Source organism: Actinomadura formosensis NBRC 14204 (assembly GCF_001552155.1).
GTDB lineage: Bacteria > Actinomycetota > Actinomycetes > Streptosporangiales > Streptosporangiaceae > Spirillospora > Spirillospora formosensis.
Genome location: NZ_BCQQ01000015.1, coordinates 55,896 through 76,458, shown reverse-complemented (window position 1 = coordinate 76,458; position 20,563 = coordinate 55,896). Strand labels below are relative to the sequence as shown.

Sequence of the window (20,563 nt, the reverse complement as noted above, 5' to 3'; positions counted from 1 at the left end):
CCTGCGGGCTTCCACAGGGTGGGGTTTCGCCCCCGCACTCCCTTCCGGCTCAGGTTGTCACTTAACTGCGGGCCTCCCCTGGGGTGGGGCTTCGCCCCTACACCCCCTCCCGGTTCAGATCGTCGGTTAGCTGCGGGCTTCCACGAGGGTGGGGCTCCGCCACCGCACTCCCTGCCTGGTCAGGTCGTCCTTTATCTGCGGGCTTCCACAGAATTTAGGGGGTCGTCCCTCTCATTTCGGACTCGGCCATCGCTCACACGGCGGTGTGGCCTCAGAGGAAGCGTCGGTGTCGGATCGGTGTCCATCGCGAAATAGGGATTAGGTCGCCGTGGTGTCTGCCGGGATCCATTCATCGAATTCATCCATGCCGGCGTCTCAAGGCCGTCCGGCGGCCGACCGGCCGGAGCCCGTCACCCGATGTGGACAGTCCTCCCACGAGCAGGACCCAGGCGCGAACGCGGCTCCAACCGCTCTCGAGCGCCGCCGAGCAGGCTGCCCGTCACCGGCTTCTTCGTGGGAGAGCGATGACGGATCTGGGACTGGACGGGCGCGTCGCCCTGGTGACCGGCGGCACCCGCGGACTGGGACTGGCGATCGCCCGCAGGCTCTGCGCGGCGGGCTGCCACGTCCACCTGAACTACGCCGCTGACGACGCCGCCGCCGAGGCGGCCGTCAAGAGCCTGGCCGGGCTGCGGGGCACGGCGTCGGCCATGCGCGCGGACATCCGGTCGCCCGCCGCGCCGGCGGAGATGATCGGCCGGGTGGCGGAGCGGCACGGGCGCCTGGACGTGTTCGTGCACAACACCTCGGCCCTGCGCCCGATGGCGGCCGCGGACGCCGACTGCCAGGGGCTCCGGGACGTCCAGTCGGTGGTGGTCGAACCGCTGGCGCGGGCGGTGCCCGCCTTGGCGGGCACCATGCGCGCCGGCGGACGGGTCGTGGCGGTGTCGAGTGTCGGCGCCCGCCGGGTGGTGCCGCGGTACATGAGCCTGGGCATCGCCAAGGCGGCCCTTGAGTCGCTCGTCCGCTACCTGGCCGTGGAACTGGCCGGGGACGGGATCGCCGTCAACGCGGTGTCCACGTCCAAGCTCGACAAGGGCGCCCCCGACGAGGCGGCGCGCGCGCTGGCCCGCCGCACCCCGGCCGGACGGCTGACCCGGCCCGAGGACGTGGCGGACGTCGTCGCCCTGCTCTGCACGGCCGAGGCCGCATGGATCCGCGGGCAGGTCATCACCGCCGACGGCGGCCTGACCCTGCACGCCTGAGCCGGGCCGGAGACGGACATGACCGAGATCAAGACCGACGTCTGCATCGTGGGCGGCGGGCCCGGCGGGCTCGCGCTGGCGCTCGCGCTGGTGCGCTCCGGCGTGCGGGTCACGGTGCTCGAACGGTCCCGCTCGTTCGAGCGGGACTACCGCGGCGAGATCCTGCAGCCGGGCGGGCTCGCGGTGCTCGACGAACTGGGCGTGCTCGCGGGCGCCCGGGACCGCGGCTGCCATGTGCACGGCCGGTTCCAGCTCGTGGAACGCGGCTCGGTGCTCCTCGACATCAACTACGGGCGGCTACCGGAGCCGTTCGGCTACCTGCTGAGCATTCCGCAGAAGCACGTCCTTGAGGAACTACTCGCGCACTGCCGCGCGTACGAGGGGTTCGAGTACATCGCGGGTGCGAAGGTGACGCGGCTCATCACGCACGAGGACACGGTGGTGGGCGCGTGCGCGGAGGACACGACCGTCCTCGCGCACTGTGTCGTGGGAGCCGACGGGCGGTTCTCGAAGGTGCGGCGGCTCGCGGGCATCGAGGCCGACCGGATCGACGCCTTCGACTTCGACGTCCTCTGGTTCAAGCTGCCCGACCCGGGCTCCGGCGCGGACGTGCCGAACGTGCAGATCTTCCGGGACTCCGGCAGCCCGGTGATCGTCTACCGCTCGTGGCCGGGCAACCTCCAGATCGGCTGGACGCTCCCCCACCGCGGCTACCGCGACATCGCCGCACGCGGCATCGAGGCGGTCAGGGCCGAGATCGCGCGGGCCGTCCCCGCGTACGCGGCGCAGGTCGAGGCCGGGGTGCGGACGCCGCGCGACCTCACGCTGCTGGACGTGTTCGCGGGCGGGGCCCGCACCTGGGTGAAGAACGGCCTGGTGCTCATCGGGGACGCCGCCCACACGCACGGCCCGCTCGGCGCGCAGGGCATCAACCTGGCGCTGCAGGACGCGGCGCTGCTGCATCCGGTCCTGCTGGCGTCGCTGCGGGCGGGTGATCCGGGCGCGCCCTTCCTGCGCCGCTACGAGGACGAGCGCCGGCCCGACATCGAGACGGTGACGCGCATGCAGGTGATGCAGGCCAAGGGGATGATCTCGCAGGGCGGGCTCGCGGCCCGGCTGCGGCCGAGAATCGCCAAGGTGATCACCCGGACCCCGATCGGCGCGAAGATCACCCGCCGCATCGCCTTCGGCCCCCGTCCCGTGCGCGTCCGGCGGGACCTGTTCACGGCCCGGACGCAAACCACCGAGTGAGGAGCCGCGGAATGCGCCTGATCGATCTGTCGTCGCCGGTCGACGCGCGGGGCTGGGAGCCCGAACCCGTGTCGCACGAGATCATGTCGCCGGCGCAGGGCGCCAGGCATATGAGCGAGGAGATGCGCGAGCACTTCGGCATCGAGTTCGACCCGTCGGTGCTGCCCGACGGGGAGCTGCTGTCCATCGACACCCTGACGCTGACCTCGCACACGGGCACGCACGTCGACGCCCCGTCCCACTACGGGAGCAGGGGCGAGAACGGGCGCCCGCGCGACATCGACGAGATGCCGCTGGAGTGGTTCCATGCGCCCGCCGTCGTCCTCGACCTGAAGGGGACCGGACCGGGGGCCGTGGACGCCGCCCGCATCAAGGAGGAACTGGCCCGGGTCGCCTACGAGCCCGAGCCGCTCGACATCGTGCTGCTCAACACCGGCGCCGCCGCCTGGGCCGGGACGCCGCGCTTCTTCACCGACTTCACCGGGCTGGACGCCTCCGCCGTCGGGCTGCTGCTCGACTACGGCGTCCGGGTGATCGGCACCGACGCGTTCAGCCTGGACGCCCCGTTCACCGACATGATCGAGCGGTACCGGCGGACCGGGGACCGGTCGGTGCTGTGGCCCGCGCACTTCACCGGGCGCGACCGCGAGTTCTGCCAGATCGAACGGCTGGCGAACCTCGACGCGCTGCCCGCCGCGCACGGCTTCAGCGTGTCCTGCTTCCCCATCAAGATCACCGGCGCGGGCGCCGGCTGGACCCGCGCCGTCGCCATGGTCGACGACCCGGCCGAGCCCGGCGATCCCACGTGAGCCCCCAACGAGAAGGGAACGTCATGACCCGGCAGACCGAGGTCTCCCCCACCGTCCTGTACGCCGAGATCCAGCACTTCTACGCCCGGCACATGCAATTGCTGGACGACGGCAAGGCCGACGAGTGGGCCGCGACCTTCACCGCCGACGGGAGCTTCCTCGCCCCGAACCTGAACGAGCCCGTGCGCGGCCGGGACGCGCTCGCCGCCGCCGTCCGCAAGACGGCCGCACAGCTCGCCGAGATCGGCGAGATCCACCGGCACTGGCACGGCATGACGGCCGTCACGCCGCGCGAGGACGGCTCGGTGCTCGCCCGCTGCTACGCCCTGGTGTTCGCCACCCCGAAGGGCGGCGAGCCGCGGCTGCACCGGACGTGCGTCTGCGAGGACGTCCTGGTGCCCGACGGCACCGGCTGGCTGGTGCGGGACCGCAGGGTGACCCGGGACGACATGCCCTGACCTCCGTCCGTCCCGGGCCGCCGAGGCCCGCGGCCCGCTCCGGCGGGGCCGCGGGCCTTTCCGCGTCACGGGATCAGATCGCGCAGCTCACGGCGCACGATCTTGCCGGTGGCCGAGCGCGGCACGGCCTCCACCGCCGTGATCCGGTCGATCCGCTCGTAGTAGGGCACCTGCTCGTTGACGAACTCGGCGACCGCCTCGGCCGGCACGTCCGGGTCGTCCAGGACGACCACGGCGTTCGCCACCGCGCCGCTGAGCGGGTGCGGGCGGTCGAAGACGACGCATTCGCGCACCGCCGGGTGCCGCAGCGCGACCCGCTCGATCCCGGCCGGCGCGACCAGCCAGTTGTCGCACTTGAAGACGTCCTTGAGCCGGTCGATGAGGTGCAGCCGGCCCGCCTCGTCCACCCGGCCGAGATCGCCGGTGGAGAACCAGCCGCCCGCGTCGCGCCCGGACCCGCCGCCGAGGTAGCCCGCCATGAGCTGCGGCCCGCGCACCTGCACCTCGCCCTTCTCACCCGGCGGCAGGACGGCGCGGGACTCGACGTCCACGATCCGGCACTCGGTGAGCGGGACGGGCCGGCCGACCGACCCAGGCGCCGGGTCGGCGGGATCGTCTCCGTGGGTGAGCGGCGAGGTCTCCGCGAGCCCGTACCCCTGGACGACCGGCACGCCGAAGTGGCGGGACAGCCGTTCGGCGGCCGGGACGGGCAGCGCCGAGCCGCCGGAGAACACCCCGCGGACCGTGGCCAGCCTCAGCTCCGCGAGCCGCGTGTCCCGCGCCAGCCGCGCCAGCCGAACCGGCAGTCCGTAGAAATGGGTCGCGCCGTGCGCGTTGGCCGCCTCGACCGCCGCGCTGCCCTCCGGCTCGGCGCACAGCACCTGCGTCGCCGCCGCGTGCAGCGCCGAGTTCAAGTGCATCGGGTGGTAGTTGGGCAGATGGTTGAGCGTGACCGACTCCTCGTCCAGGCCGTGCGCCCAGGCGATCTGGGCGGCGTTGACGGTCAGGTTCCGGTGGGTGAGCCGGACGCCCTTGGCGGCGCCGGTCGTCCCGCTGGTGAACTGGAGGCAGACCACGTCGTCGAGGTCCGCGTCCTCCGGGACGGGGTCGATCCGTCCCGCCGCGGACAGGCGCCCGGCCCCGGCCGGTATCACCGTCTCCAGATCCGGCAGGTCGCCGCGCAGGCCGGCGATCCGCGCACCGGTCTCGGGCGTCGCGACCACGGCGCGGGCCCGCGAGAGCGCCAGGACATGCCGGAGCCCCTCCTCGCGGAGCAGCGGGTTGATGATCGCGACGATGTGGCCGGCCCGCGCGATGCCGTGGTAGGCGACGGCGAACGAGGGGTGCAGGGTGGACACCAGCCCGACCACGGCCCCCGGCGGACCCGCCAGGCCGCGCAGCGCCGCCGCGCACCGGGTGACGGCGGCGTCGAGCTCGCCGAAGGTCATCGCCTCGCCGCCGATCCGGATCGCGGTCCGTCCGGGACGGCGCCGTGCCGCCCGCGCGACGAGGGCGTCGAGCCGTGCCGCCTCCGCCTTGAACTCCATGTGATCGCTCCCTGGTAGGGGCCGTACGGGTCGGCGCCCTTTGTACGGCCCGCCCCACGAGAACGGCTCGCGCCCCGCTCAGGAGGCGCGCTTCGACCGGCGCTTGATCTGACCTTGAACACCCGGCCGAACACTGGGCGACGACCGGCCGCGAGCGCCCACCGGGAGTTCTCATGACACATCGACCGCGTCCCGCAGCCTCCGTCCTGATCGTGGGCGCGGGACCCGTCGGGCTCACCCTGGCCCACGAACTGGCCCGCCGGGGGGTGGCGGTCCGGCTGGTGGACAAGGCCGGCGGCCCGTCCGCCACGAGCCGCGCCGTCGCGACGCACGCCCGGACCCTGGAGATCTACGACCAGATGGGCGTCGTCGGGGAGATGCTGGCACGGGGCCGCCACATGCAGGCGTTCAGCATGCATCGCAAGGGGCGGCGGCTGGCCCGGATGGGCCCCGAGTACAGCGAGCTGCCCACCCGCTACCCGCACACCCTCCTGCTGGAGCAGGCGACGACCGAGGAGGTCCTGCGCGCCGCCTTGCGCGAACACGGGGTCGAGGTCGAGTGGGGCGTCGAACTGGAGTCGTTCGAGCAGGACGGCGCGCGCGTCACCGGCGTCCTGCGCACCGCAGACGGGGACGAGGCGTTCGAGGCGCCGTGGCTGGTGGGCTGCGACGGCGGGCACAGCACGGTCCGCAAGCGGCTCGGCCTGCGCCTGCTCGGCGACTCCACCGAGACCTGGCTGATCGCCGACGCGATGATCGACATGGACGTCCCGCAGGACAGCATCCACTGGCTGCACACCGAGGGCGGCACCGTGATGGCGGTCCCGTTCCCCAGGCCGGGCAAGTGGCGGCTCCTCGACACCGTCGACGTCGACTACCGGGGGAACGACGACGAGGTCGCCGAGCGGTTCACCCGCAAGCTCGCCAAGGGCTTCGGCGTCCCGGTGCGGGACCTGCGGCCGCTGTGGGTCTCGGTCTTCACCATCCAGCAGCGCATGATCGAGCGGATGCGGGTGGGCCGGTGCCTCGTCGCCGGGGACGCCGCGCACGTGCACAGCCCCGCGTCGGGGCAGGGCATGAACACCGGCATCCAGGACGCCGTCAACCTGGCGTGGAAGCTCGCCATGGTCGTCCAGGGCGACGCCGTCGACGCCCTCCTGGACACCTACGGGCTGGAGCGGGTGCCGGTCGGCGAGGTGCTGCTCGGCGCGACCCGGAAGGCGACCGCGCTGGTCGCGCTGAAGAGCGCGGTGTCCGCCGCGATGCTGCCGGTGGTGTTCGCCGTCGTCCGCAACGTCCCGGCGCTGCGGCACCGCATCGAACGCAAGATCATCGCCGGGATGTCCGCGCTCGCGCTGGCCTATCCGGACAGCCCGCTCACCCGCGGCGCCGGCCCGGACGCTCCCGCGCCGCGGCCCGGCGAGCGCGTCGCCCGCACGACCCGCGAGGCGGCCGGCGCCTCTCCCGGCTGGTCCGCGCTGGTGGAGGAGCTGCGCGACCCGCGCTGGACGCTGCTGATCTTCCCCGGCGCGGACGGCGGGGTGGACGCCGGGGCGCTGAAGGAGCACGGCTGGCTCTCCGTCCGGATCGCCGGCGCCGACCTGCCCGATCCGGACCGGCGGCTGCGCCGCGACCTCAACGTCGGCGCCGCCGGCTGGCTGCTGATCCGGCCGGACGGCTACCTGAGCGCCCAGGGCGCCGACGTGGCACCGGACGCCCTGGCCCGCGCGGTGTCGTTCACCTGGCTGCGCGCGCAGCCCGTCACCGAGACGGCCTGACCGTCCCCGCACACTCCCGAACACCCCGTTCGACCGACCGACAAGGAGAAGGAGTCCATGGCACTCCAGTTCACCGCCAAGGTCGCCGCGCCCGCCGAGGCCGTCTTCGACCTCATCGCGGACGCGCCCGCCTGGCCGCAGTTCTTCCGCCCCGAGGTCCACGCGGAGTACCTGTCCCGCGGCGACGGCTCGGACCTGCTCCGCCGCTGGTTCCTCACGCCGGAGCAGGACGCGGTCCGGGTCCGGACGTACCGGCGCGTCCTCGACCGCGGCGCGCTGCGCATCGCATTCGAAAACGACGAGGAGCGCACCACCGGCGCCTGGACGTTCACCCCGCTCTCCCCGGACGAGACCGGCGTCGAGCTGCGTTACGAGCCCGGCTCCGCCGGCGGTTCGGTCCCCGCCGAACTGGCGAGCGAGGCGGCCGCCTGGATCGACGGGATCACCCGGGCGGCGGAGCCGCCCGGCGGCGACCTCGGCGACCTGGTGCTGTCGTTCGAGGACACCCTGTTCATCGGCGGCGCGGCGGCCGACGCGTACGCGGTGCTCTACGAGGCCGACAAGTGGCCCGAGCGGATCGAGCATGTCGCCCGGCTCGACATGAGCGAGGACGTGCCCGGGATCCAGTTCTTCGACATGGACACCCGCACGCCCGACGGCGCCGAGCACACCACCCGCTCGGTGCGGGTCTGCCTACCGGAACGGCTGATCGTCTACAAGCAGATCAACCTGCCGAAGCTGCTGGCCGCGCACACCGGGCACTGGCGCTTCACCCCGACCCGGGAGGGCCTGATCGCGGGCGCCCGGCACACCGTCACCGTCAAGCCGTCCGCGCTGGGGATCCTGGGTCCGGACGCCACGGTCGAGGACGCGCGCCGCTACCTGCGCCGGGTGCTCGGCGCGAACAGCACCAAGAACCTGCAGCTCGCCAAGCGGTGGGCCGAGGACGGGGCAGCGCAGCGGGCGTCGGGCTGACCGGCGCCGGGCCGAGAGGAGGTCACGTGGAAACCACCGACCCCGGGGATCTCCTGGAGGTCCTGTGCGGGAGCGCGGCGGAGCTGATGGCCGCGGCCACCGGCCCGCTGCGCCGCCTGTCGCTGCGGATCGGCGAGGTCGCCGTCGAACTGGAATGGCCCGACGGCCCGGCCCCGGCCGGGCTCCCCGCCGACGCCCCGCCCGCCGAGAGCCCGTCCGCCGAGAGCCCGTCCGCCGAGGGCCGGGTCGACGACGGGCTGCACTACATCGAGGCCGAGATGGTCGGCACGTTCTACCACTCGCCGGAGCCCGGGGCGCCGCCGTTCGTATCCCCGGGAGACGAGATCAGGGAGGGGCAGCAGGTGGCGATCCTGGAGGCGATGAAGCTGATGACGCCCGTGGTCGCCGGCCGGTCCGGGCGGGTGGCGAAGGTGCTCGTGGCCGACGGCGAGTCCGTCGAGTACGGCACCCCGCTCATCGCCGTCGAGCCGTGACCGGGGAGGGGCACCGGTGTTCGACAAGATCCTGATCGCCAACCGCGGCGAGATCGCGCTGCGCGTGGTTCGCGCCTGCCGCGAGATGGGCGTGCGCAGCGTCGCGGTGTACTCCACCGAGGACGCGGACTCCGCGCCGGTCAGGCTCGCGGACGAGGCCGTGCGCATCGGCCCGGCCGCGGCCAAGCGGAGCTACCTGAACATCCCGGCGATCATCGAGGCGGCCGCCATGACCGGGGCGGACGCCGTCCACCCCGGCTACGGCTTCCTGTCCGAGGACCCCGACTTCGCGGAGATCTGCGAGCAGGAGGGGCTCACCTTCATCGGGCCGCCGGCCGGCGTGCTGGCGCGGCTGGGCGACAAGTCCACCGCGCGGTCGCTGATGTCGCGGGCGGGCCTGCCGCTGCTGCCGGGGACGGTGGAGCCGCTCGGGGACCTCGACGCGGCGCGGCGGGCGGCGGGCGCGGTCGGCTTCCCGGTCATCGTGAAGGCGGTCGCGGGCGGCGGCGGGCGCGGCATGCACGTCGCGGACGACGAGGCCGGGCTCGCCGCGGCCTACGCGCGGGCGCGCTCGGACGCCCAGGCGTTCTTCGGCGACGGCCGGGTCTACGCGGAGCGGTATCTGCGGACGGCCCGGCACGTCGAGGTGCAGGTGCTCGCCGACGCGCACGGCAACGTGATCTGCCTGGGAGAGCGCGACTGCAGCGTGCAGCGGCGCAACCAGAAGCTCATCGAGGAGACCCCCGCCCCCGCGCTCGCGGCGGAGATGCTGGCGGAGATGAAGCGGGCCGCGCTGCGCGGCGCCGCCGAGGTCGGGTACCGGGGCGCCGGCACGTTCGAGTTCCTCGTGTCGCCGGACGGCGAGTTCTACTTCATGGAGGTCAACGGCCGCATCCAGGTGGAGCACCCGGTGACCGAGCTCGCGACCGGCATCGACCTCGTCCAGGAGCAGATCCGGGTGGCGGCCGGGCTGCCGCTCCGGTACGCGCAGGACGACGTCGTGCCGCGCGGGGCCGTGATCGAATGCCGGATCAACGCCGAGGATCCCGAGCGCGGTTTCGCGCCGGCCCCCGGCGTGCTGGCGGAGTTCACCGCGCCCGCCGGGCCGTTCGTCCGGGTGGACACCCACGGGTTCACCGGGGCGCGGATCTCCCCGTCCTACGATTCTCTGCTGGCCAAGGTCGTCGTGTGGGCCCCGGACCGCGGCACGGCCATCGCCCGCATGCGCCGGGCCCTGGCGGAGTTCGCCGTCTCCGGCCGCGGCGTGCGGACGACGCGGGAGTTCCTGCTGCGCGTCCTCGGCGATCGGCGCTTCGCCGAGGCCGCGCACGGAACCTCCCTCGTCGCCGACCTCCTCACCGAGGAGGCGGCCGAGGCCGGAGGCGGTTAGCGGCGGGCGGCTAGGACGCCTTCGGCGGCCGGCCGGCCAGCGATGCGCCGGCGGCCGCCGGGGCGGCGGAGATGTTCCCGGTGAGCACGTCGCGGTGCGCCTGCCGCGCCTCCGGGGAGGGGTCGAGGCCCAGTTCGTCCGAGAGCAGCCGCCGCAGGTTCTCGTACGCGCGCAGCGCCTCCCCGCGGCGCCCGGCGCGGCCGAGGGCGGTGATGAGCCGGACGTGGAACCACTCGTTGAACGGATGGGCCGCGACCAGCCCGCGCAGGTCGGGGATGATCTCCCGGCCCCGGCCGAGCTCCATGTCGAGCTGGACGAGCAGCTCCAGCGCGCCGATCCGGCGCTCCTCCAGATGGACGGTGTAGCCCCGCAGCACGGGACCGGAATCGACGTTCGACAGCACCGGCCCCCGCCAGAGCCCCAGCGCCCGCCTGACCAGCTGGGCGGCGCGCGGCGACTCCCCCGCGGCGTGCAGCGCGCGGCCCTGCGCCACCTGGCGGGCGAACACCTGCGAGTCGAGCGCGTCCTCGTCGACCCGCAGGACGTAACCGGGCGCCACGGTCCCGATCAGCCGCTCGGCCGGCTCCTCGCCCAGCTCCTGCGCGAACGTCCGGCGCAGTTGGTAGATGTAGGTCTGCGTCGTGGTCACCGCGCTTCTCGGCGGCCGTTCGTCCCACAGGTCCTTGATGATCGACTCCAGCTCGACGATCTGCCCCGGCCGGGACAGCAGCAGCGCGAGCACCTGCCTGACCTTGGGAGCGGTGGGCGTACAGGTCCGGCCGTCGTGGACGACTTCGAGAGTGCCCAGCATTGTGAATTTCACGGATTCTCCTTCGAGGAATGCGACACCCCGTACTCGAGGAACTCCGTTTGCGATGCTAGGGATCCGCGACCGCGACACTCAAGGACGATGTCGACAAATTGGCCATAGGGTGCAGGGGGTCGCCCCTTTTCTGCAACCTTCGACACATTTTCAGTGAGGATCGGCGATACCGGACGGCCCCTCGCCACGGAAACGCCGGAAACGCGCGCGCCGCGCCGCGACGACGGCCGCGGCGTCCAGCGGGAGCAGCTCGCGCAGGGTCGCGGCGAGCGCCGCCCGCAGCCGCGCCGCCGTCTGCGCCGGGGCGCCCCGCGCGCCGCCGTCCGGCTCCTCGACGACCGCGTCGAGCACCCCGCAGCCGAGCAGCCGGCGGGCGTCCAGCCGCAGCGCGGCGGCGGCGCGCGGCGCGGCGGCCGCGTCCCGCCACAGGATCGACGCGCACCCCTCCGGGCTGATGACCGAGTAGACGGCGCCGGACAGCGCGAGCACGCGGTCCGCCACCGCGAGCGCCAGCGCGCCGCCGCTGCCGCCCTCCCCCGTCACCACCGCGACAACGGGGACCGGCAGCGCGGCCATGAGCCGCAGGTTCTCCGCGATCGCCACCGACTGGCCCTGCTCCTCCGCCACCGCGCCCGGATGCGCGCCCGGGGTGTCGACGAACGTGACGACGGGCAGCCCGAGCTTGGCGGCCAGCCGCATCAGCCGGGCGGCCTTGCGGTAGCCCGCCGGCATCGGCATGCCGAAGTCGCGGCGGGTCAGCTCGGCGACGTCGTGGCCCTTCTGGTGCCCGATCGCGACGACGCCGAGGCCGCCGAGCCGGGCGAGGCCCCCGACGATCGCCGGGCAGTCCGCGGCGAGCCGGTCACCGTGCAGCTCCAGGAACTCCTCGAAGACCTGCCCGGCGTAGTCCAGCGTCGTCGGCCGGCCGATGTCGCGCGCCGACCGCACCGTCTCCCACGCGTCCCGGTCCGGCAGCGCGGCCGGGTCGGTGACCAGGTGCGCGGCGTCCGGGCCGGGCTCCGGCGGGAGGCCGGCGGGCGGGCGGCGGGCCGCCGTCGCCAGCAGCCGGCCGAGCGTCCCGCGCAGCACCGAACGCGGCCGGACGAGGTCGATCACGCCGTGCTCCAGCAGGAACTCGGCGGTCTGGAAGTCGTCCGGCAGCGTCTGCCGGATGGTCTGCTCGATCACCCGGCGGCCGGCGAACCCGAGCCGCGCGCCGGGCTCGGCGATTATCACGTCGCAGAGGGTGGCGAATGAGGCGGCCACGCCGCCGAAGGTCGGGTCGGTGATCAGCGAGACCGTCAGGACGCCCGCCTCGTCCAGCTCGCCGAGCGCCTGGCTGGTCTTCGCCATCTGCATGAGCGCGATGGCGCCCTCCTGCATGCGCGCCCCGCCGGACGCGGTGACGATGAGCAGCGGGGTGCGCTCGGACAGCGCGACCCCGGCCGCCCCCGCGATCAGCTCGCCCGCGGCGGCCCCGAGGCTCCCGCCCAGGAAGCGGAAGTCCATCGCGGCCACGATGACGGCGTTCCCCTCGATGGCGCCCCGCGCGCAGACGACCGCCTCCTCCAGCCCGGTGCTCGCCCGCGCCTCGCGGAGCCGTTCCGGGTACGGCCTGGAATCGGTGAAGCCGAGCGGATCGCCGGTGGCGACCGGGATGTCCAGCGCCCGCCGGGAGCCCGCGTCCAGGAGCTGGTCCAGCCGCCCGGGCGCGGTGAGCCGCCCGTGCCACCCGCACTCGGGGCAGACGCCGAGGTTGCGGGCGAGCTTGCGCTCGTACAGGAACAGCCGGCAGCCGGGGCAGCGCGACCATTGCGCCCGGCCGGCCGGCGGACGGCTCAGGACCTCGCTCACCGGGCCGTCCCGGCCTCCGCGAGCCGGTCGTTGACCAGCGTCAGGAACGCCGCCGGGGTGGCGGCGTCGGCGACCTCCTCCTCGGGCAGCTCGACGCCCAGGTCGCGCTGGAGCCGGCTCGCCGCCTCCATCAGCGCGAGCGAGTCGTAGCCGAGCGCGGCGAAGTCCACGCCGAGGATGTCACCGTCCAGGTTGAGCGACTCGTCCTCGCCGGCGGCCGACCGCATCACGGCCTTGAGGTCTTCCAGGGTGAACGCACTCATGTTCTCCTCCTCCATTCGCGGCGCGGTTCAGGCGGCCGAGCGCACGACCAGCGCCGAGTTGAATCCGTGGTGTCCCCGGGCGATGACGAGCGCGGCGGACAGCGGCACCGGGCGGGCCTCCCTGACCAGGTCGAGCTCGCAGCCCGGGGCGAGGTCGCCGACGTTGACCGTCGGCGGGACGACGCCGTCGCGCAGGGCCAGCAGCGCGGCGGCCACGTCGACCGGCCCGCCGCCGGAGCTGAGCCGGCCGAACATCGTCTTGGGCGCGGTGACCGGGACCGGCGTGGACCGCTTCCCGAACACCCGCCGGATGGCGTCGGCCTCCACGAGGTCGAGGGACGGGACGCCGGACGCGTCCGCGAACACCGCGCCGATGCCGGACGGGTCCACGCCCGCGTCGTCCAGCGCACCGGTGATCGCCTCGGCGAGCCGGGTGCCGCCGGGCGGGTCGAAGGTGGCGCAGTACCCGGCGATCTCCCCGTAAACGTGCGGTGCGCCGCGTTCACGTGCCCTGCCGGCGTCCTCGACGATCAGCATGGCACCGCCCTCGCCGATGACGTGCCCGCCCGCGTCGGCGTCGAAGGGCAGGAAGGCGCGGTCCCTGTCGCGGCTGCGGCTGAGCCCGCCGTTGCGGACGTGCGCGGCCACGCCCCACGGGCACAGCGGCGCCTCCATCCCGCCGGAGACCACGAGTCCGGTGCCGGCGCGCACCCGCCGCCGCGCCTGCGCGAGCGCGTCCAGGCCGCCGGCCTGCTCGGTGACCAGCACCCCGGTCGGCCCGCGCATCCCGTGCCGGATCGAGATCTGCCCGGTGTTGACCGCGTAGAACCAGGCGAACGACTGGTACACGCTGACGTGCTCCGGCCCGTCCCGCCACAGCGCCTGCAGCTCGCGCTGGCCGAACTCGAACCCGCCGATCGACCCGGCCGTCACCACGCCCATGTCGAACTCGCCGAACCGCGCCGGGTCGACGTCCGCGTCGGCGAGCCCCCAGCCGGTGGCGGCGAGCGCCAGCTGCGTGACCCGGTCGGTCTGGGGCAGCAGCCGGCCGGGGATCTGCGCGGCGGCGTCGAACCCGGAGATCTCCCCGGCCAGCCCGACCGGGTACCCGGACGCGTCGAAACGGGTGATCGGGCCGATCGCGGACGCGCCCTTCAGCGTCCCGGCCCAGAACTCCTCGACGCCGAGCCCGGTGGGCGCGGCGACGCCGATGCCCGTCACCACGGCGGTCATCGCGCCCCCCGCCGGGTCAGGACCATCGCGCTCTGGAAGCCGCCGAAGCCGCTGCCGACGGTCAGCACCGCGTCGAGCCGCTTCTCCCGCGCGGTCAGCGGGACGTAGTCGAGGTCGAGTTCGGGGTCGGGGTCGTCGAGGTTCGCGGTCGGCGGCACGACGCCGTGCGTGAGCGCGAGCGCGCAGGCGGCGATCTCGATGGAGCCGATGCCGCCGAGCGAGTGCCCGGTGACCGCCTTGATGGAGCTCACCGGCACCCGGTGGGCGTGCTCGCCCAGCGCCCGCTTGAACGCCCTGGTCTCGTGCCGGTCGTTCTGCTTGGTCCCGGTGCCGTGGGCGTTGACGTAGTCGACCGCGTCCGGCGCCAGCCCGGCCCTGCCGAGCGCCGCCGTGATCGCGGCGGCCATCTCGCGCCCGTCCGGCCGCAGCGCGGTCATGTGGTAGGCGTTGCTGCGGCAGGCGAAGCCGTCGATGTGCGCGTAGATCTGCGCGCCGCGGCGGCGCGCGTGCCCGTACTCCTCCAGGATCATCACCGCGGCGCCCTCGCCCAGCACGAACCCGTTGCGGGTGCGGTGGAACGGCCGCAGCGCGCTCTCCGGGGTGTCGTTGCGGTTGGACGTGGCCTTGATCGCGTCGAAGCAGGCGAAGGTGATCGGCGACAGCGGGGCGTCGCCCGCGCCCGCGACCATGACGTCCGCGGAGCCCTCCTCGATGAGGTCGCACGCGTACCCGACCGCGTCGATGCCGGACGTGCAGCCGGCCGAGACGACGGTCGCCGGCCCCTCGGCGCCGGCCGCCCAGGCGACCTCGGCGGCCAGCGAGCTGGGCACGACGTAGTCGTACAGGTGCGGGACCGCGTACTCCGGGTCCACCACCCAGGTGCGGCCGCCGTCGCTGAGGACGTTGTACTCCTCGTCCAGCTTCATCGTGCAGCCGACGGCACTGCCGACGCTGACGCCGACGCGGCCGGGGTCGTGCGCGGCGTCGGGCAGCCCGCTGTCGGCGAGCGCCTCCCGCGCGCTCACGACGAGGAGCTGCGCGGCCCGGTCCATGCGCCGGGCCTCCTGCGGGGAGAGCCCCTCGCGGACCGGGTCGAAGTCGCACTCGGCCGCCACCCGCGAGCGGTACGGCGCCGGGTCGAAGGTGCTCACCGTCCGGGTGGCCGTCCGGCCCTCGACGATCCGCTGCCAGAACGCCTTCGTCCCGGGATCGCCGGGCGCCACCACCCCGATCCCGGTGATCACGACACGCCGGTCCATAGCCTCGTCTCCCTCGCTCACCACGTTCACATCGCTCGGCACCGACTATCGGGCGGGCTCTTCAAGCGCACCTAGAGGTGGGATCGGGGCCGGGACGGGCGGCGGCGCGGTGGAGCCGGGAGCGAGCCGGGCGGCGTGCCGCGAGGTGACGAGCGTGCCGCCGGTCACCGGCCGCACGGTGAGGTTCCCCCACGACATGCGGCATCCCCCGGGGAGGGGCCCGAGGTCCTTCCACACCAGCCCGGTGCCGGGGATCCACACGTGTGCGCGCCGCAGCGTCCCGGCGTCCTCGGTCCGGACCTCCACGACCTGCCGGCCGGGATCGCCGGAGACGGCGCGGACGCCGGCGCGTCCCGCGACGTTCCCCGGCCAGGCGCGGGCATCGGACAGGAACGCCTCGACATCGCGCGCGTCGCGGTGGAGCAGCACGGATTCCTCGTGGACGAGGTCCCACCCGTCCTCCTCCGCCAGCCGCTTGACGGCCTCCAGCTGCATGCCGGTGCCGCGCCTCAGCCGGGCCTCGACCGGGGCGCCGTCGCCGGTGACGCGCCACTCGTGCCGCAGCTCGACCCGCGTCTCCTCCGCCGCCAGTGCGGTCATCCGCCATCGTCCGCCCAGTTCCAGGACCGGCGGCTGCGGCGGCCGCTGCTCGAACCGGACGGTCCCCGCCGCGGGGTCGAGCCACCGGGCCGCCCGCCAGCTGCGGATCGCGCCGTCCTCGACGGTCCACCGTTCGATGAGGTCGCCGCCGTCACCGCGCTCGACGTACCGGACGTGCACCACCGGCGGGGCCGACCGGACGGCCTGCGCGGCGTCGGCCACCAACGGGTACACGGCGCCGAGCGGCCGGGCTACGACGATGTTCTGGACGACGCTTCCGCTGCTGATCACTTTTCGCTCCCCGGGAAGGGCGGGCACGGTCGGCGCCCAGCGTGGGGGCGTCCGCTCGAAATGGCCTCGAAGCCCGCCCGAATCGTCCGTCCCACCGTGGGGGCTCACCGACCACAGCGAGCGCATTGGGGAGGCGGGCGCATGTCCGGCGACAAGGCGCTGCTCTTGGAGCAGGCCCGCAAATACCATCACACCGTTTCACCGCCGCGGGAGTTCGTCCCGGGCGTGACGCCGCTGCCGCCCTCAGGCGCGGTGCTCGACGAGGACGACCGCGCGGCGCTCGTCGAGGCCGCGCTGGACATGCGGATCGCGGCCGGGGCGCGGGCCCTGCGGTTCGAGCGGGGCTTCGCCCGCGCGATGGGCCTGCGCAAGGCGCATCTGACGAACTCGGGGTCCTCGGCCAACCTGCTCGCGCTGACCGCGCTGACCGCGCGGGACCTGGAGGAGCACCGGCTGGTGCCGGGCGACGAGGTCGTCACCGTCGCCGCGGGCTTCCCGACGACCGTCAACCCGATCGTCCAGACCGGCCTGGTGCCGGTGTTCGTGGACGTCGAACTCGGCACCTACAACACCACGCCCGACCGCGTCGCGGCGGCCGTCGGACCGCGCACGAAGGCGATCATGATCGCGCACGCGCTGGGCAACCCGTTCGCGGTGCGGGAGATCACCGAGCTGGCCGAGGAGCGCGGGCTGTTCCTCATCGAGGACAACTGCGACGCGGTCGGCTCCCGCTACGAGGGCAGGGCCACCGGCACCTTCGGGGACATGAGCACGGTGAGCTTCTACCCGGCCCACCACATCACCATGGGCGAGGGCGGCTGCGTTCTCACCGACAACCTGGCGCTGGCCCGGATCGTGGAGTCACTGCGCGACTGGGGCCGCGACTGCTGGTGCGAGCCCGGCGAGGACAACAGGTGCCGCAAGCGCTTCGACTACCAGCTCGGCACGCTGCCCCCCGGATACGACCACAAGTACGTGTTCTCCCGTGTGGGCTACAACATGAAGAGCACCGACATCCAGGCGGCCCTGGGCCTGACGCAGCTCGCCAAGCTGCCCGCGTTCGGCGAGGCGCGGCGGCGCAACTGGCGGCGGCTCCGCGACGGCCTGGACGGCGTCCCCGGCCTGCTGCTCCCCGAGCCGACGCCGGGCGGCGACCCGAGCTGGTTCGGCTTCGCGATGACCGTCCTGCCCGGCGCCGCGTTCACCCGCCGGGAGATCGTGGACTTCCTGGAGTCCCGCCGGATCGGCACGCGGCTGCTGTTCGCCGGCAACCTGACCCGCCAGCCCGCCTACGCCGACGTCCCCTGCCGGGTTTCCGGGGATCTCGCCAACAGCGACATCGTGGCCGAGGGCACGTTCTGGATCGGGGTCTACCCGGGCCTCACCGACGAGATGATCGACTACATGATCGCGTCCATCCGCGAGTTCGCGTCCGGCGGCGCCGAAGGAGGGCGTCCGTGAAGGCCCTGGTCCTGGCGGGCGGCAAGGGCACCCGCCTGCGCCCGTTCACCCATTCGATGCCGAAGCAGCTGATCCCGGTCGGGAACAAGCCCGTCCTGGTGCACTGCCTGGAGAACATCCGCGACATCGGCGTCACCGAGGCCGGCGTCATCGTCGGCGACGGGCACGAGCAGATCCGGGCGCTGGTCGGCGACGGGGCGGCCCTCGGCCTGTCCGTCACCTACCTCGTCCAGGAGGCCCCGCTCGGGCTCGCCCACGCGGTGCTCACCGCCCGCGAGTACCTCGGCGGCGACGACTTCGTCATGTACCTCGGCGACAACGTCCTGGCCGGCGGGATCGCCGAGGCCGCCGCCGAGTTCCGCGCCCGGCGCCCGGACGCGCGGCTGCTGCTCGCCAAAGTGGCCGATCCCCGGCAGTACGGGGTCGCCGAGCTCGGCCCGGGCGGGCGGGTCCTGTCGCTCGCCGAGAAGCCGGAGCGGCCGCGCAGCGACCTCGCCATCACCGGCGTCTACTTCTTCACCCCGGCCGTCCACGCGGCCGTGGACCGGATCCGGCCGAGCGCGCGCGGCGAACTGGAGATCACCGACGCCGTCCGGGACCTGCTCGACCGCGGGCACCCGGTGACGGCCGGCGAGTACCGCGGCTACTGGCGCGACACCGGAAGCGTCGACGAGCTGCTCGACTGCAACCGCGCCGTCCTGGACGGCGTGCGGCCCGGCCTGCACGGGCAGGTCGACGCGCACAGCCGGATCGTCGGCCCGGTCGTGGTCGAGCCGGACGCCCGGATCGTCCGGTCGCACATCACCGGCCCGGCCGTGATCGGCGCCGCGGCCCTCGTCACCGACAGCCGCGTCGGCGCCTACTCCGCGATCGGCCGCGGCTGCACCCTCACCATGGCGGGCATCGCCGACTCGATCGTGCTCGACGGCGCGTCGATCAGCGAGATGTCCGGGCTGACCCGGTCGCTGATCGGGCGCGGCGCCACGGTCGCGGGCGGCGCCGGCGGCCACTCCAGCCGGCTGCTGGTGGGCGATGACGCGGGCGTCGAGGTGACGGCCTCATGAGGGTGCTCGTCACCGGCGGCGCCGGCTTCATCGGCTCGCACTTCGTCCGCACCATGCTGGCCGGGGGCTACCCCGGTCACGAGGACGCCGAGGTGACGGTCCTCGATCTGCTCACCTACGCGGGCAACACCGCGAACCTGCCGCCGGCCCACCCGCGGCTCACCTTCGTCCGCGGCGACGTCTGCGACACCGAACTGCTGGCCGGGCTCGTGCCCGGCCACTCCTGCGTCGTGCACTTCGCCGCCGAATCCCACGTCGACCGCTCGATCTCGGGCGGCGCGCAGGACTTCGTCCGGACGAACGTCCTCGGCACCCAGGCCCTGCTGGAGGCGTCGCTGCGCGCGGGCGTCGAGCGGTTCGTGCAGATCTCCACGGACGAGGTGTACGGCTCCATCGCGCAGGGATCCTGGACCGAGGACTGGCCGCTGCGTCCGAACTCCCCGTACGCGGCGTCCAAGGCGTCCGCCGAGCTGATCGCGCGGTCCTACCACCGCACCTACGGGATGGACATCCGCATCACGCGGTGCTCCAACAACTACGGGCCCTACCAGTACGTCGAGAAGCTGATCCCCCTGTTCATCACCAACCTGCTCAGCGGCACGCCGGTGCCGCTCTACGGCGACGGGTCGAACGTGCGGGAATGGCTGCACGTGGACGACCACTGCCGGGCCGTCCACCTGGTGCTCGCGCGAGGGCGCGCCGGGGAGATCTACAACATCGGCGGCGGCCGGGAGCTGACCAACGTCGCGATGACGAAGCTGCTGCTGGAGCTGTGCGGCGCGGACGCCGCCATGGTCCGGCACGTGGCCGACCGCAAGGGCCACGACTTCCGCTACTCGGTGGACGGGTCCAAGATCCGGGACGAGCTGGGCTACCGGCCGCGGATCGGGTTCGAGGAGGGCCTCGCCGACGTCGTCGCCTGGTACCGCGACAATCCGGGCTGGTGGAAGCCGGCCGCCGTCAGCGACCGCCCGACACCGTGACGACCTGGCCGGTGATGTTGCCGTTGGCGGCCGAGCCGAGGAACAGCACGGCGGCGGCGACGTCCTCGGGCGCGCTGAGCCGCCCGCTGGGCGTCGCCGCCGCCTCGCGCTCGGCCGTCCCGGCGGGCAGCCGCGCCGCGACCCGCTCGGTGAGCGTCAGGCCGGGCGCCACCACGTTCACGAGGACGCCGTCCGGGCCGGCGTCCCACATGAGGCTGCGGGCGAACCCGTGCAGGCCCGCCTTGGCCGCCCCGTAGAACTCCATTCCGGGACGGCCGCCGGCCACCAGGTGAGAGGAGATCAGCACGATCCGGCCCCAGCCGCGGCGCCGCATCCCGGCCGCCGCGAGTTGGACGGTGCGGATCGTGCCGGCGAGGTTGTCGGTGAGGAGGCCGCCCCATTCGCTCATCGGGGCCTCGGCGAAGTACCCGGCGTCCGGGCGGCGTCCGCCGAGGCGCGCCGCCGCGGCCACCAGGACGTCGGGTCCCCCGCATTCGGCCTCCACGGCGGCGACGGCCGCGGCGACGGAGTCCGGGTCGGACAGCGAGTAGCCGACGCAGAACGCTCCCCCGCCGAGCCGTTCCGCCAGCTTCCCGGCGGCCTCGGCGTCGTGGTGCCACGTCACCGCGACGCGCGCCCCCGCGTCCGCGTAGGCGCGGGCGACGGCCCGCCCGATGCCGCCGGTGGCACCGGTGACCAGTACGGAACGTCCTTCGAGTCCAAGCCGCATGGCGCCCTCCCCGTGATACCGCCGAGCACGGCCAT

Annotated in this window: 19 protein-coding genes; 11 read left to right on the top strand and 8 right to left on the bottom strand. The window is 74.0% G+C overall.

Annotated features, from left to right (window positions below; all coding sequences use genetic code 11):
- Nucleotides 1–524: 524 nt before the first annotated feature.
- Genes AF1_RS06180 through AF1_RS06165 form a run of 4 tightly spaced genes read left to right on the top strand, consistent with a single transcriptional unit; the run spans nt 525 to nt 3,783 of the window.
- The gene (locus AF1_RS06180) at nt 525–1,265 is read left to right on the top strand and encodes an SDR family oxidoreductase (RefSeq protein ID WP_067794023.1); all 741 of its coding nucleotides are present in this window, start codon (nt 525–527) and stop codon (nt 1,263–1,265) included.
- 18 nt (nt 1,266–1,283) lie between these two features.
- Nucleotides 1,284–2,516, top strand: coding sequence for an FAD-dependent monooxygenase (locus AF1_RS06175; RefSeq protein ID WP_067794022.1), 1,233 nt, complete (start codon nt 1,284–1,286; stop codon nt 2,514–2,516).
- 11 nt (nt 2,517–2,527) lie between these two features.
- Nucleotides 2,528–3,325, top strand: a complete 798-nt coding sequence (locus AF1_RS06170; RefSeq protein WP_067794021.1) for a cyclase family protein — start codon at nt 2,528–2,530, stop codon at nt 3,323–3,325.
- Nucleotides 3,326–3,348: 23 nt separating this feature from the next.
- The gene (locus AF1_RS06165; protein ID WP_067794020.1) at nt 3,349–3,783 is read left to right on the top strand and encodes a nuclear transport factor 2 family protein; all 435 of its coding nucleotides are present in this window, start codon (nt 3,349–3,351) and stop codon (nt 3,781–3,783) included.
- 65 nt (nt 3,784–3,848) lie between these two features.
- On the opposite strand, the gene AF1_RS06160 is transcribed toward AF1_RS06165, so the two are convergent.
- Nucleotides 3,849–5,330, bottom strand: a complete 1,482-nt coding sequence (locus tag AF1_RS06160; protein WP_067794019.1) for a class I adenylate-forming enzyme family protein — start codon at nt 5,328–5,330, stop codon at nt 3,849–3,851.
- A 173-nt stretch (nt 5,331–5,503) separates the two neighbouring features.
- Here AF1_RS06160 and AF1_RS06155 point away from each other — a divergent pair, with 173 nt between their 5' ends.
- Genes AF1_RS06155 through AF1_RS06140 form a run of 4 tightly spaced genes read left to right on the top strand, consistent with a single transcriptional unit; the run spans nt 5,504 to nt 9,967 of the window.
- Nucleotides 5,504–7,108 (top strand): FAD-dependent oxidoreductase, encoded by a 1,605-nt coding sequence (locus tag AF1_RS06155; RefSeq protein ID WP_067794018.1) that lies wholly within the window; start codon nt 5,504–5,506, stop codon nt 7,106–7,108.
- 57 nt (nt 7,109–7,165) lie between these two features.
- Entirely contained in the window at nt 7,166–8,083 is a 918-nt protein-coding gene (locus tag AF1_RS06150) for an SRPBCC family protein (RefSeq protein WP_067794017.1), read from the top strand.
- Nucleotides 8,084–8,109: 26 nt separating this feature from the next.
- Nucleotides 8,110–8,577, top strand: coding sequence for an acetyl-CoA carboxylase biotin carboxyl carrier protein (locus AF1_RS06145; protein WP_084262497.1), 468 nt, complete (start codon nt 8,110–8,112; stop codon nt 8,575–8,577).
- A gap of 16 nt (nt 8,578–8,593) precedes the next feature.
- Entirely contained in the window at nt 8,594–9,967 is a 1,374-nt protein-coding gene (locus AF1_RS06140; protein WP_067794016.1) for an acetyl-CoA carboxylase biotin carboxylase subunit, read from the top strand.
- Between the two features lie 10 nt (nt 9,968–9,977).
- Here the strand turns inward: AF1_RS06140 and AF1_RS06135 are convergent, their stop codons facing one another.
- The 6 genes from AF1_RS06135 to AF1_RS06110 form a co-directional block, all read right to left on the bottom strand.
- Nucleotides 9,978–10,790, bottom strand: coding sequence for an AfsR/SARP family transcriptional regulator (locus AF1_RS06135; RefSeq protein WP_067794015.1), 813 nt, complete (start codon nt 10,788–10,790; stop codon nt 9,978–9,980).
- 150 nt (nt 10,791–10,940) lie between these two features.
- Nucleotides 10,941–12,644 (bottom strand): acetyl-CoA carboxylase, carboxyltransferase subunit beta, encoded by a 1,704-nt coding sequence (accD, locus tag AF1_RS06130; protein WP_084262496.1) that lies wholly within the window; start codon nt 12,642–12,644, stop codon nt 10,941–10,943.
- Nucleotides 12,641–12,907: an acyl carrier protein gene (locus tag AF1_RS06125; protein WP_067794032.1), complete on the bottom strand. Its 267-nt coding sequence runs from the start codon at nt 12,905–12,907 to the stop codon at nt 12,641–12,643. Before AF1_RS06125 ends, accD begins: the two co-directional genes overlap by 4 nt.
- A 27-nt stretch (nt 12,908–12,934) precedes the next feature.
- On the bottom strand, nt 12,935–14,140 hold the full coding sequence (locus tag AF1_RS06120) for a ketosynthase chain-length factor (RefSeq protein WP_067794014.1): 1,206 nt from the start codon (nt 14,138–14,140) through the stop codon (nt 12,935–12,937).
- Nucleotides 14,137–15,399, bottom strand: a complete 1,263-nt coding sequence (locus AF1_RS06115) for a beta-ketoacyl-[acyl-carrier-protein] synthase family protein (protein WP_067794013.1) — start codon at nt 15,397–15,399, stop codon at nt 14,137–14,139. Before AF1_RS06115 ends, AF1_RS06120 begins: the two co-directional genes overlap by 4 nt.
- 45 nt (nt 15,400–15,444) lie before the next feature.
- The gene (locus AF1_RS06110; RefSeq protein ID WP_067794012.1) at nt 15,445–16,290 is read right to left on the bottom strand and encodes an aromatase/cyclase; all 846 of its coding nucleotides are present in this window, start codon (nt 16,288–16,290) and stop codon (nt 15,445–15,447) included.
- Between the two features lie 141 nt (nt 16,291–16,431).
- Here AF1_RS06110 and rfbH point away from each other — a divergent pair, with 141 nt between their 5' ends.
- From rfbH to rfbB, 3 genes are read left to right on the top strand one after another with little or no spacing between them, the layout of a single operon-like run.
- The gene (gene rfbH / locus AF1_RS06105; RefSeq protein WP_067794011.1) at nt 16,432–17,751 is read left to right on the top strand and encodes a lipopolysaccharide biosynthesis protein RfbH; all 1,320 of its coding nucleotides are present in this window, start codon (nt 16,432–16,434) and stop codon (nt 17,749–17,751) included.
- Nucleotides 17,748–18,815 carry a glucose-1-phosphate thymidylyltransferase gene (locus tag AF1_RS06100; protein ID WP_067794010.1) on the top strand — a complete coding sequence of 356 codons (1,068 nt, stop codon included), beginning with the start codon at nt 17,748–17,750 and terminating at the stop codon, nt 18,813–18,815. The genes rfbH and AF1_RS06100 overlap by 4 nt, the downstream gene beginning before the upstream one ends.
- Nucleotides 18,812–19,798, top strand: coding sequence for a dTDP-glucose 4,6-dehydratase (rfbB, locus tag AF1_RS06095; protein ID WP_067794009.1), 987 nt, complete (start codon nt 18,812–18,814; stop codon nt 19,796–19,798). The genes AF1_RS06100 and rfbB overlap by 4 nt, the downstream gene beginning before the upstream one ends.
- On the opposite strand, the gene AF1_RS06090 is transcribed toward rfbB, so the two are convergent.
- Complete coding sequence (locus AF1_RS06090) at nt 19,776–20,528, bottom strand: SDR family NAD(P)-dependent oxidoreductase (protein WP_067794008.1); 753 nt, start codon at nt 20,526–20,528, stop codon at nt 19,776–19,778. The genes rfbB and AF1_RS06090 overlap by 23 nt on opposite strands.
- Between the last annotated feature and the right edge of the window lie 35 nt (nt 20,529–20,563).